Consider the following 11,601-nt stretch of genomic DNA (forward strand, 5'->3'; position numbering starts at 1 on the left):
GCATCGGGCGCTATTCGTCAACCGCCGATAATATCATCCATTTCTTCCGCGTCCTTTGGCTTTATTTTATAAATTTCTGATGGTCGTTGCAAATGGATAACAATGGGTTCATCTTCCCCTGGTACTGTTCCCGCTGTATGGCTTTGTTCGGTAACAAAACCGTCTCCCGTTATTCTTATATCTAGGCCTGATAACATTTTAAACGATAACAATGTTTTTTTCGACCATCCCGTGAAATCTGGCAATGTCGTTTGACCTTCCGTTGCTAATAATACGACAGATTCAGGTGAAAGTAGCGCGCCATTTTCTGGATATTGACTCGTCACTTTTCCGCCCTCACCGATTAGGACAGGTGAAAAACCATCTGTCTTCAGTTTCTCAATCGCTTTTTTAGAATCTTTTTTTACAAAACTATCTAGTTTATTCGTTTCAACGTCTTCAATATCATTCGGAACAATATTCAAGTACTTTAAACTACTTTCCATAATTGTAGTGAAAAGTTTCGATACAGGATCGGATCCATATTCTCCCGCCTTCAACTTAGGATGTTGCACTAATACATAGGTGACTAATTGCGGATCTTCAATCGGCGCCATTCCAATAAAGGAATATAGAAAATTAGAGCCACCGCTTAAATAACCGCCATTCGGACTTGGTATTTCAGCAGTTCCTGTTTTCCCCCCGACTGTATAGCCATTCAAAGCGAATCTTTTTCCCGTTCCTGCATCAGATGTAACTGTCGTCGCTAAAGCTTCTTTCACTTTTTGGGCTGTCTCTTTTGATATTGGCCGGCCTTTTTCTTCGGGCCCTTTACTCTCGACAATTTTCTTTGTATTCGGATTGTATATTTCATCAATCACATAAGGCTTCATCATCACTCCGTCATTTGCAATAGCCGTTACTGCTTGCATCATTTGCATCGGAGTTACCGTTGACCCTTGCCCGTAAGAAGTCGTTAACCTTTCGGAAGGAAATCGATCGAGGATTACGCCTGCAGATTCTTTCGGTAAGTCAATACCCGTTTTAGCCCCGAAACCAAACTTTTCCATATACTTTATGAATTCGCGGTCGCCTAACCGTTCCAATAAATAAGCCATTGAAACGTTCGATGAGCGTTGGAATCCTTCAAGAAAAGAAATTGTTCCCCAACCGCCACGAACGTGATCACGAATCGTACGATCGTAAAGCGTATATTGACCGGATTTAAAGGTCGCATTTGGATCCCATTTATTTTCTTCAATCGCTGCGGCCAAAGTGAATATTTTCATCGTAGATCCTGGTTCAATCGTATTTTCAACTGCTTCATTAAGCCAATTCGACGTCAAACCTTCACGTGTTGAAGGATCAAATGATGGCCGCTGGCTCATGGCTAGAATTGCGCCAGTTTTCGGATTGGCCACAATTACTGACATTTTATCCGGCGAGTATTCTTTATCGACTTCATTCATTGCATCTTCAACTATGTTTTGAATCGTTTTATCGATTGTAAGTTTAATATCAAGACCATCTTTAGCCGGCACAATTTGCTTGTCGGCTTTCGGGAGCGTAATTCCAAATCTATCAGACTTGAAGTTTACCTTGCCATCTTCCCCCGTCAATTGTTCATCGTAAGTTGCCTCAAGTCCCATTTTCCCTACTGTAGAAATGATGCCTTTATCATCTTCTTCCTCTTGGGCAAAACCGATTAAGTAAGACGCGAAATTCCCATTCGGATAAAATCGTTTTTGATATTCGATAAATTGTATTCCAGGGACTTTTTCCTCTCTTATTGCTAAAACAGTTTCATGATTAATATTTCGTCCCGCACTGCCAAATTCGACTTGTTTCTTTTTACCTTCTTTAATTTGCTCTTCACTTCTAGTCAATCTTTCAACCAACTCATCTTTTTCAAGCGGAAGGTATTTTGAAAGAACTTCGGCTGCCTTTTCTGGGTCATCAACATGTCGAGTTACCTTTGAATCACTTAAACCTTCATCCAATACCGCTACAAGCCGATAACTTAATGTATCGGATGCAATCAGCTCGCCGTTACGGTCAATAATTTTCCCGCGATCTGCGGTAAGTATCGATTCCCTAGCATATTTACTTTCGGCCATTGAAGCCAGGACTTTGCCTTCTGCTTCACCAGTAACCTGAATAAAAACAATCCTTCCAAATAATAAGAAAAAGAGCCCTCCATAAACGATAAACATTAGAAAGGCTCCCCATTGGAATCTGAATTTCTTCTTCATCGTCCAGGCACAACCTTAACGTTTTTTTCGTTTAGATTCAAACCGAGCTCCCTAGCTTTCTCCCATACTCTTTCATAGGTAGATTGCTCCTTCACTTGGATGGACAATTCCGTATTCTGTTTTGTTGTTTCCTCGATCTTCCCGCTAAGTGCTTGTACTTCTCTGTTCACATCATTTAATTGGCTTTCAGTATGTAAGATCATTGATGCGAAAAGAACGAGGACAGCTGTAAATAACACAAAAAGGAATTTCTCCCCGGTTGAAAACAGCTTTTTGCTACGCCTGATTTTCGGTTGTTGTTTTGGTAAATCATGTGTTTCATATTCTCTTTGCGGTGAAACCATCACTCTTTGCTCTATCGCCATTCGTTATCCCCCTCTTCAATTTCTTTCGACAATCCTCAATTTAGCGGATCTGGCACGTTTGTTTTCTTCGATTTCATTTGGATCTGGAATAATTGGTTTTCTCGTAATTTGCTTTAATAAAGGTTTCATTCCATCAGGAATTATCGGTAGATTACGCGGCATTTCTGGTAAAGAAGATGCTTCGCGAAAAATCGCTTTACATAACCGATCCTCTAATGAATGGAACGTGATTACGCAAACTCTACCGCCGGGATTTAGCAATGTAATTGCATCGGAGATAGAATCTTCTGCCGCCCCTAACTCATCGTTGACAGCAATTCGTACTGCTTGAAACACTCTTCTTGCTGGATGTCCCCCAGTACGTCTTGTTGCAGCGGGAATTCCACTCTTCACCAATTCTGCAAGCTGTGCAGTTGTTTCAATAGGAGATTCTTCACGGGCCGCCTCAATCTTTCTTGCAATCCCCTTTGAAAACTTTTCTTCTCCGTAGCGGAAAAAGATTCGAACCAGATCTTCATAAGACCAATCATTAATCACGTCATAAGCTGTCAATGTCGCTTCCATATTCATGCGCATGTCGAGCGGCGCGTCATGATTGTAGCTGAATCCACGTTCGGGTGTATCAAGTTGCGGTGATGAGACACCTAAATCATAGAGAATGCCATCAACATGGGTTATGCCAATGTTCGCAAGTTCTTCTTTTAAATACCTAAAATTCGAATGAATAAAAGTAACGTTTGTTAAATAATCTTTAAGTCGTTCTTTTGCAACTTCGATAGCGGAAGTGTCCTGATCAAAACAAATGAGACGACCTTTTTCTGAAAGTCTTTTCACAATTTCTATACTATGCCCTGCGCCACCAAGTGTGCAGTCAACGTATATGCCGTCTTCTTTTATATTTAAACCATCGACGGCTTCCTCGAGCAATACCGTTGTGTGATTGAACAATTAAGTCCGCCTACTTTCTTAAGTTAAAAATCAAAGTCGATAATGTTTTCTGCAATGTCATTGAAAGATTCTTCGGATTCGTCATAGTAAGTATCCCATAGTGGTTTCGACCAAATTTCAATACGACCGGATACACCGATAACAACACAATCTTTTTCGACTTTCGCATAGTTACGCAGTGATGCTGGGATGTTAATGCGGCCTTGCTTATCCAATTCAACTTCTGTTGCTCCGGAAAAGAAAAATCGGGTAAATGCACGCGCATCTTTCTTCGTTACAGGTAAGGCTTTAAGCTTTTCTTCGAGTATTTTCCATTCATCCATAGGATAACCAAAGAGACAGTTATCTAGGCCACGAGTCAACACGAAATTACCACCCAAATGTTCCCTGAATTTTGAAGGAACGATTAGGCGACCTTTTGTATCTACTGTGTGTTGATATTCACCCATGAACATACTCTTCACCCCACCATGTAAAATAAATGTACCACATCCCCCCACATTCCTCCACCACTAATCGGTATTTCTTTCTGTTTTCGTTGAAAATGTGTAAATAGTACTTGTTTCAATGAGATAATATCGCGATTTCTTAGACTTAGTAACCTTGTGGAGGAGTTTCCCTATTTAAAGAAAAAACAAGTGTCTCAATCTATAAATTAAAACGGTAATAGATAAGAAATGTTAAAGATGTTAGAATTGTATGAGATATTTTTTTAATTTTAATAATTTTAGATGTATAGAAGGGGGAAATTATCATGAGGAAGTCGAAGATAATTATCAGTATGTTAATTGGTATTTTTTTAGTTGGGTGTTCAGTAAAAGAAGAAGTTAAGGAAGAATCGCTTGTAGATACGCCACAAGAAATAGGGAAACCATTCGATTTCGGTGTCCATAACGAAAATTCAGCTTATGGTGGCATCATAGATACGTATTGCTGGGATCAGGAGGAAGATGATAAAACTTGTTCAATCGAACCTACCCCACCGCAGGAACTTTTAAAGGGGGAAACTCACATGAGCGTGGCTCAAGAAGCAGAAGTTTCTTTCTCTTTTATTGCATCAGACAAGGACCGTCTCTATTTAACTAGTCCAGAAGAGTTTGTATTAATCCAGACAGGAAAAGACGAAGAATCTACTTTCGAAGTAATCAACCAAAAATTCACTGCCCCCAAAGGAAAAGGCGTCTATTATTATTCAGCTATCCTCACATGGGATGGTGATTTAAAAGGAAAAGCCATCTATGCTTTTTCTTTGTCGATACGATAGCCGCAGAAAAAATGTCACTCAGCTTTTTTAGCGGAGTGACATTTTTTCAGTTTTTTAATCAATTTTGCTTGTTTTAATTTTTAGCGAAGCCATGATGTAAAATACAACTGTCAATAAAAGAATTACTGGTATCCCTTGATACCACTCGCTTCCATTTTGCACGATAATTGTTTTTTCTGGTAACAAGTATTGAAACGGGTTAAGCCATGCAAAAGCTGGCCACGTCATGAACGATGTGACGACATAGCCCCCAACCAGCGCACCCAATAAAACAAACAGCGTTAACAAAGTATGCTTAAACAGCAGACCAAATAATAAATAAAGGGCAATTACCATGACCATCGTGACCGTCAAAACAAATAATCCTTCAGTTAAAAATTCAGAAATCGTTATAAAATCAATTTGAGTGTTTCTTTCGATGAGAATTGGATAATTAAATGCTCCCTTTTCCCCAAAAATAAATCCAATTAGGGTAATTATCCCGAGAATAACCCCTGTCGTAAACAAATAGACGATGACAGAACTCCAAAACTTACTCATAATAATCTGCGTCTTTTTTAACGGCTGAGTAAATAATAGATTTATGGAATGATTTTCATACTCCCCCGAAAGGATTTCACCAATCATGAGGACCAAAATAATAATTGCCCCAAAGTTAATATACATATCAACAATATGCTTCATAAAATTCGGTAACACTAAGCTATACATTGGATGTTCGGGTTTAATATCATCCGCCAATAATTTTTCATTCATGGCAAGCCTTTGTTCGATCTCCTTAAAAGAGAATGGATGGTCGCCGCCTTCTTCTTTGTATTTCACAGTATCCAATAGCGCTTGGTTTTGAAGTGTTAGTTTTGCTTTCCAATCATCTCCTGGGTTCGCCGCCCTTAAGTCATACAGCGAGATAAGCATAGTAGACGTAATATTCTTTAGTAATTCTGCTTTTTCATTTTCCGGATCTTGTTCTATTTCTAATCCATGTATTCTCGATTTTCCCTGGGCGGTGTTGATTTGTGATTCTATCTCTCTTAGTTCTTCTTTTTCGATATATTCCTGAAATGTAATATTACGCAGAAAAAGAGCGCTGATGCCAATGATAATTAGCAATAACAGGTATATGAATTTTTTACTAAAGAAAACCTTTTTTAATTCGAAGGTTAGTAATTTCATACAGATTTCTCCCCTGCAAATAACTCTTGGTACCGCTTCTCCGCTCCTACTTTTTCATTCTCAATATTTTCGATAGTGATAGAACTTTTATTGAGCTGCGTGATAAATGTTTGTAGATCAATATCTGTTTCGAGAAAACCTATTTGATTTTTATCATTGATGGTAAAAGGTGTTTTTTGTTCTTCCAATACTTCTTTCGCCTTTTCCAAATCATTTACGGTAATCAAATAGTAATTTGTCGCTAGGTCTTGAAGTGACTCTTTCAGAAGTGCACCATCTTTCATGAAGTAAATCGTATTTGTCAATCGGTCAATTTCATCGAGATTATGTGAAGATAGAATAATAGTCGTCCCTTCTTGATATAACTCCAGCAAAATCTTTCGCATATTTATAGCGCTTGTTGGATCTAGTCCGTTCAATGGCTCATCCAATAGCAATATTTTTGGCTCGTTAATAATTACCATCGACAGCAATAAATGTTGCTTCATGCCGAGTGAATAATTTCTAACTCGTTTCTTTATGTAATCTGCCATTCCAACCCGTTCGGCGACTTCCTGAATTTTAGTTAACGGGATTTTTTGGACATGGCAGATGAATTTCAAGTGATCGTAGCCGGTCAAATCCCCATATAAAATACGATTGTCTTGTAAATAGGACAATTCATAAAAAAGAGATGTGTCCGTATGTTTTTTCCCTAGGATTTCGACGTTCCCTTCATTGAACGAAAGAAGATTTGTCATACAATTGAGTAATGTCGTCTTTCCAGATCCATTGGGGCCGACTAACGCGATAATTTGCGGCGACTCCACTGTTATATCAATTCCTTTTAACACCGTCTGCTTCTTATATTTTTTTTTTAAATTGCTAACTTGAACAATCATCTCATCACTCCCAATTCAATTTTTCGTTAACGACCAAATTTATATTGCATGACAGAAACGATATAGGTCACAAATAAAATAATGAAACTAGATACCCCTAACGAAATTAGCCCATTCATATAGGAAAAATCGAAGTTCTTTAATGTTACAGCTAATTCCATCGTCATCACTTGCGGCACTGAAAAGTAATAAAATGGTATATACGGCGCCAAGCTAAACAAGACGGATCCTTCACTTAGTTTAATGCCTATAATGATGGTGGCGATTGTTAATCCAAGCGCAATAGATGCCCTTTTCGTTAAAATTGAATAGAGAAATAGAATGGAATAACAAAAGAGTAGAATCATAAAAAATAGGAATGCTGACTTTAAAATAAATGTGCTCATATTCATAAAAAAGTATGAATACGCTTCCCCGTAAATTAAAACTGGATAATTCCAATAGCCAAACGAATCAAAAACCGTTCCGAGTATTAATGAAATAATACTTGCGCCTACGAGAATAAATACGCTTGATAATAGTACGGTTAAAAACTTGCTCAGCAACACTTTATCTCGACGAATTGGCTGGGTTTGCAGTAAATGAATCGGCCCGCTTCTACCTAATCCTTCTTTCGTCACGATATCCCCGAATAGAAAAAGGAAAAATACCGCGCCGGATACGCCAAAAAGAATTCGAAATAGGTGGTTTAGATAATACATTCCAGCGGACGAATATTTAGTACTAAGCTTGACAAGCCAGGCTTTATGTTCCTCTTCGCTAATACCGTCGACTTGAAAATTCACATCATAGAATGTCATATGAGACCAGAAATCATATCGAAGTACAGGGTCAATATTTCTTTCTATTAACCACCTATACCCTTCAAGGCGCGTCTCCATTGTAAAAGGCGTCGGCCAAGATGAAGTGTAATAATCATCTTTTGTATAGGCGGATAAACGATCTTCATCTTCTGCGATGGCTAGTTCCAGAAGTGTCGTCCAATCATTTTCCTGGAGCGCTTTCAGTTTTATTTCATCTTTTTTGCTCCATTCTCCCCAAAACTCTAGCTCATCTTCAATCTGTTTTTTTCCCTGCTCATCACTCGCATCTAGCGACTCCCTTAATCTCTCAAGGTTTTCATTATTGGATTGAACAGTGCTTTCTGCATCTACTATTAAATCTTCAACTCTTATTGTATTCAGGTTTATAAATACATAGTAAGCAACTATAAAAATGCAAAAACCTAGTAGTATCATTCGAAAGAAATTTGATTTAATTATTTTGGTCATTTCAAAATGTATTAATTTGATCATGGAATCATCCCCATTTCTTTCGATAGAATATAGTACACAATACTAGTCCCCCTTCTAGTCATGTTTTCAAGTTATTGAAACGAGTTTGATAATTCAATCATTTATGCTATCCGAGTTTTCTCCTATAGTCAATAGACCTAATATATAAAAATCCTAATGACAAAAGCGCAAGGCGCCCGTTTAGCCGTGAGGAGAAGAATGCGGGTCAATTCCTCCTTGCTGGAGAACTTTAAATAAAGGCGCTCTTTGCCAAAGAAGGATGCAGTTCAATCCTTCCTACGTCTTAAAGCCTGAAGCGACTCGAGGGGCTGGCGCCTGGAGCTAGACGTGAAATATCTACGTTAGAAGAGATCCACAGTCAATAAGCTTTTAGTTTCCTAAGCAATTAAAAAACACGCCAAACCGCATGAAGATGCAGATTGGCGTGTTACTTGTTAAATGTGAATTAACTTATGAGTTCCATCAAATTCCAATGAAAGTTCTAATAAATCTTTAATGAGGGTTGGACCATATACATTCATGTATTTATATGGCGTGTAACTTCGTTCTTGCAGACCATTGTTTGGATATAAATCTGTTTCAATAAGACTAAATTTACGAAGCGCAACTTCATGTTTGATGATTACCGCTTCCTCGGATTTTTCTTTTAAATAGTTGAACTGCAGTTTATGGAAATTCAAGTTCTTTTTCAAAATATCCTTCATCATACGTTCATCGGAATCTATTGTACGACTGATTTTTTCGTATTCCTTTTTCAGAACTTTTTCCGCCTCGATTACTGCTTGTTCAAATTGTTTATTTTGCAATGTCGCGATAAATTCCGCGCGTGCTCCCGCGACTTCACCTGAAATGACATCTTGGAATGTCAATGATTTCTCTTTTAGCGCTTTGCAGGTATCTCTCGGAACGAGTGTTAACGATAACCGCGGGACAATGATTGGCATTTTTATACCGATTTGGTGAAATGCTTCTTTCAGCAAAGCCCAATACGTAATTTCTCCAGGCCCACCTACGAATGCGAGAACCGGAAATATCAGATCTTGCATTATAGGTCTAGTTGCGACGTTATTACTTAATAGAAATGGCGACTCCTTTGCGATTTCCAACATTTCTTCGGTAGTAAATCGAAGTCCTGCACTATCATTCACGTAGAACTCATCTCTTCGCGTCAGTAACATCCGACCAGTTTCATGTACATAAAATAAATGCGAAGCATCCCCTTCAGCATCAAACGGCCTCCCGTATCCTTCAGAATCGAACATTGATTCCTTATCGACAATGGCTGCAGCAATGTTTTCCGATTCATGAATAAGTAGTTGGAAATAATCGCTTTCCAGCTCACGTAACGGTTTGTATGCCGAATCGATGAATAATAATCCTTCCTCTGCAAAGAGACCATTCATCAATCGAACAAAGAAACCCGTAAACGTATTTTCTTTATCCACAGCAGCTAAAACATCTTCCATCAATGGTTTTGTATTAGACGTCTCACCGAACCTGCTGAAAATCGTTTCAACATATTTTTTCATTTCGACTTGATCGAACGTCGCATCAGACGCCATTAATTTCAAGACGAATTTATCTTGAATTTTTTCCTTCGTAATCCGTCCAGCTACATTTGTATAGACATGGTTAATTTCATCAATATCATGATCTTCACCCGCCACCCAAAAAACCGGGACAACTGGAACGCCCAAAGTTTGGCGTTGTTTCTTTGCAAGCAATATTACTGAAATTGCTTTATGTACCGAATATAAAGGACCTGTAAGTATTCCCGCTTGTTGCCCGCCGACTACTGTAACTGCATCTTCCTCGAGTTCCTCCAAATGTTTGTGGGCAGTTGGTGAAATCCCAAACGGCTCCATAAACGAACGAACCGTTTCCACAAGTTGTTTTCGTTTAAAATTGCGTGTTGATAATTCAGCCAGTCTTTCTGGATATGAACTTTCTTTATTTTCATAATCAAAATACGTATGTATGAATTCATTATCATGATTGTATGATTGCATTACTTTATTTTGCTCTTGTAATGCGATATTCTCCACTTTCATATGCGAGCCCCTTTTTTACATTCCTAATTATCCAAAGTATATCATTTTAAAGGGCTTGATTAAAAACAAACGCTTATAGGGTGTATTCAATTATTTTTAGTACCAGGCCGATGATGAGCAAGATAATATACGAAAATGATAATAGAAGGAAAAATAATCGCCAAACTTTTCGTAAAAAACGTTTTACAAGAAATTCTTTAACACTCTTCTTTTCAACAATTGAATAGATGATAATAATGATGATTGAGGTGATAGATATGTAAAATCCAACTAAATCCCCAAAAATCGTTCGTGAAATTATATATACCGAAAGAAATAGAAATGGCGTAGTTAAATCAGCTGCTTGGCCGAGTATAGATGCCGGCGCTATTCCTAGTCTTCTATAAATCATTAAAATAAGAATCGTCATTATATATGGACAGAATATAAGAATACCAAACAGAACAGATAAAATGGTTTCCATCATAGTTGTTCTCCCTTGCCTTCAATTGCATAAAGCATTTTTTCTAACATAGCTAGAAGGGGAACTTTTTTATGTAATTCATTGGCTTTTTCAATTACTGCTGTGATGATTGTTTTTATTTCCATCGGACGCCCTGCTAGTCGGTCAGATAACATCGATGATTTATTATGCGCGGTGTTTTGACAGACGGCTGATACTGCCTCTATCGAAAGAAAAGGTTTCATATCAGGAAACGCATTGATGAGTTCATCATATAGTGCTACAAATAATTCATGGCATGATGGGTTTGTGAGCAACTCGCCGTTTTCCACTTCGAGTATCGCGGTTAAGGGATTAATCATGCAATTTATCAATACTTTTCTCATCAATACAAATTCCGCATCGACATGTCTCGTTACCGGAAAGCGATCTGAATGTGCAGTTTCAATTATACCGAAAATAGTAGAATCGCCTCTACCCGCTCCAATCGTTACAAGACCGACTCCGTTATGTTGCACGGTATTATCGTCAAGCCTGCGCGCTCCATGCTCAACGGTAGCGAATGCAAGATTCGGAAGCGATGTGGCATTCGCCATTCCGAAATGGTCGAGTCCGTTTTGGATAAATAGCATGGGATTTAGGATTTGTAAATTATCTAGTTCGTTTAGTAATTGCTGTAAATTTATATATTTTACCGCAATTATCCAGACAGGAGATGCACTACCTGTTGGCATTGATGTTGTCGCATGAATACGTGAAATCGTTTCTGAACCATCTTCATTTATTCTTCGAATCCCATTGTTATTAAGAGCGTTTGCTTGTCCTTCCCTTCGAACGATCATTGTGACCTCTAGGCCAGATTCAGATAAGTACGAACCAAGTAGTAATCCAACTGATCCAGCGCCAACAATTACGACATCCATTTCCTAATTCTCCTTTCATATAAATAAG

11 protein-coding genes are annotated in these 11,601 nt (G+C 38.3%); 1 reads left to right on the forward strand and 10 read right to left on the reverse strand.

The annotated features are described in order from the left end of the window. Positions 1-17: 17 nt before the first annotated feature. Genes J4G36_RS07925 through mraZ form a run of 4 tightly spaced genes read right to left on the reverse strand, consistent with a single transcriptional unit; the run spans position 18 to position 3,999 of the window. Positions 18-2,231: a penicillin-binding protein gene (locus J4G36_RS07925; RefSeq protein ID WP_246880439.1), complete on the reverse strand. Its 2,214-nt coding sequence runs from the start codon at positions 2,229-2,231 to the stop codon at positions 18-20. Then, a complete protein-coding gene (gene ftsL, locus J4G36_RS07930; RefSeq protein WP_210469483.1) occupies positions 2,228-2,596 on the reverse strand; it encodes a cell division protein FtsL in 369 nt (122 codons plus the stop codon). Before ftsL ends, J4G36_RS07925 begins: the two co-directional genes overlap by 4 nt. A 15-nt stretch (positions 2,597-2,611) precedes the next feature. Next, positions 2,612-3,544 carry a 16S rRNA (cytosine(1402)-N(4))-methyltransferase RsmH gene (gene rsmH / locus J4G36_RS07935; RefSeq protein ID WP_210469484.1) on the reverse strand — a complete coding sequence of 311 codons (933 nt, stop codon included), beginning with the start codon at positions 3,542-3,544 and terminating at the stop codon, positions 2,612-2,614. A 23-nt stretch (positions 3,545-3,567) separates the two neighbouring features. After that, a complete protein-coding gene (gene mraZ, locus J4G36_RS07940) occupies positions 3,568-3,999 on the reverse strand; it encodes a division/cell wall cluster transcriptional repressor MraZ (RefSeq protein WP_210470478.1) in 432 nt (143 codons plus the stop codon). Between the two features lie 299 nt (positions 4,000-4,298). Between mraZ and J4G36_RS07945 the strand changes: the two genes are divergently transcribed. Continuing rightward, positions 4,299-4,808, forward strand: a complete 510-nt coding sequence (locus tag J4G36_RS07945) for a hypothetical protein (protein WP_210469485.1) — start codon at positions 4,299-4,301, stop codon at positions 4,806-4,808. A gap of 54 nt (positions 4,809-4,862) precedes the next feature. Here the strand turns inward: J4G36_RS07945 and J4G36_RS07950 are convergent, their stop codons facing one another. The 6 genes from J4G36_RS07950 to J4G36_RS07975 form a co-directional block, all read right to left on the reverse strand. Next, the gene (locus tag J4G36_RS07950) at positions 4,863-5,981 is read right to left on the reverse strand and encodes an ABC transporter permease (RefSeq protein WP_210469486.1); all 1,119 of its coding nucleotides are present in this window, start codon (positions 5,979-5,981) and stop codon (positions 4,863-4,865) included. Then, positions 5,978-6,862: an ABC transporter ATP-binding protein gene (locus J4G36_RS07955; protein ID WP_210469487.1), complete on the reverse strand. Its 885-nt coding sequence runs from the start codon at positions 6,860-6,862 to the stop codon at positions 5,978-5,980. Before J4G36_RS07955 ends, J4G36_RS07950 begins: the two co-directional genes overlap by 4 nt. A gap of 26 nt (positions 6,863-6,888) precedes the next feature. Then, positions 6,889-8,157 carry an ABC transporter permease gene (locus tag J4G36_RS07960; RefSeq protein WP_210469488.1) on the reverse strand — a complete coding sequence of 423 codons (1,269 nt, stop codon included), beginning with the start codon at positions 8,155-8,157 and terminating at the stop codon, positions 6,889-6,891. A gap of 434 nt (positions 8,158-8,591) precedes the next feature. Beyond that, on the reverse strand, positions 8,592-10,208 hold the full coding sequence (bshC, locus tag J4G36_RS07965) for a bacillithiol biosynthesis cysteine-adding enzyme BshC (RefSeq protein ID WP_210469489.1): 1,617 nt from the start codon (positions 10,206-10,208) through the stop codon (positions 8,592-8,594). A gap of 73 nt (positions 10,209-10,281) precedes the next feature. Beyond that, positions 10,282-10,674, reverse strand: coding sequence for a DUF3397 family protein (locus J4G36_RS07970; protein ID WP_210469490.1), 393 nt, complete (start codon positions 10,672-10,674; stop codon positions 10,282-10,284). Beyond that, positions 10,671-11,573 carry a ketopantoate reductase family protein gene (locus J4G36_RS07975; protein ID WP_210469491.1) on the reverse strand — a complete coding sequence of 301 codons (903 nt, stop codon included), beginning with the start codon at positions 11,571-11,573 and terminating at the stop codon, positions 10,671-10,673. The genes J4G36_RS07970 and J4G36_RS07975 overlap by 4 nt, the downstream gene beginning before the upstream one ends. Positions 11,574-11,601: the final 28 nt, after the last annotated feature.

The organism is Sporosarcina sp. 6E9 (assembly GCF_017921835.1).
In the GTDB taxonomy this organism is placed as follows: Bacteria; Bacillota; Bacilli; order Bacillales_A; family Planococcaceae; genus Sporosarcina.

What these genes read in the sequence shown, in the direction of transcription:
- bshC (WP_210469489.1), bottom strand. Translation starts at nt 10,208, where the DNA reads ATGAAAGTGGAGAATATCGCATTACAAGAGCAAAATAAAGTAATGCAA.
- ftsL (WP_210469483.1), bottom strand. Translation starts at nt 2,596, where the DNA reads ATGGCGATAGAGCAAAGAGTGATGGTTTCACCGCAAAGAGAATATGAA.
- mraZ (WP_210470478.1), bottom strand. Translation starts at nt 3,999, where the DNA reads ATGTTCATGGGTGAATATCAACACACAGTAGATACAAAAGGTCGCCTA.
- J4G36_RS07975 (WP_210469491.1), bottom strand. Translation starts at nt 11,573, where the DNA reads ATGGATGTCGTAATTGTTGGCGCTGGATCAGTTGGATTACTACTTGGT.
- J4G36_RS07925 (WP_246880439.1), bottom strand. Translation starts at nt 2,231, where the DNA reads ATGAAGAAGAAATTCAGATTCCAATGGGGAGCCTTTCTAATGTTTATC.
- J4G36_RS07945 (WP_210469485.1), top strand. Translation starts at nt 4,299, where the DNA reads ATGAGGAAGTCGAAGATAATTATCAGTATGTTAATTGGTATTTTTTTA.
- J4G36_RS07970 (WP_210469490.1), bottom strand. Translation starts at nt 10,674, where the DNA reads ATGATGGAAACCATTTTATCTGTTCTGTTTGGTATTCTTATATTCTGT.
- J4G36_RS07955 (WP_210469487.1), bottom strand. Translation starts at nt 6,862, where the DNA reads ATGATTGTTCAAGTTAGCAATTTAAAAAAAAAATATAAGAAGCAGACG.
- J4G36_RS07960 (WP_210469488.1), bottom strand. Translation starts at nt 8,157, where the DNA reads ATGATCAAATTAATACATTTTGAAATGACCAAAATAATTAAATCAAAT.
- J4G36_RS07950 (WP_210469486.1), bottom strand. Translation starts at nt 5,981, where the DNA reads ATGAAATTACTAACCTTCGAATTAAAAAAGGTTTTCTTTAGTAAAAAA.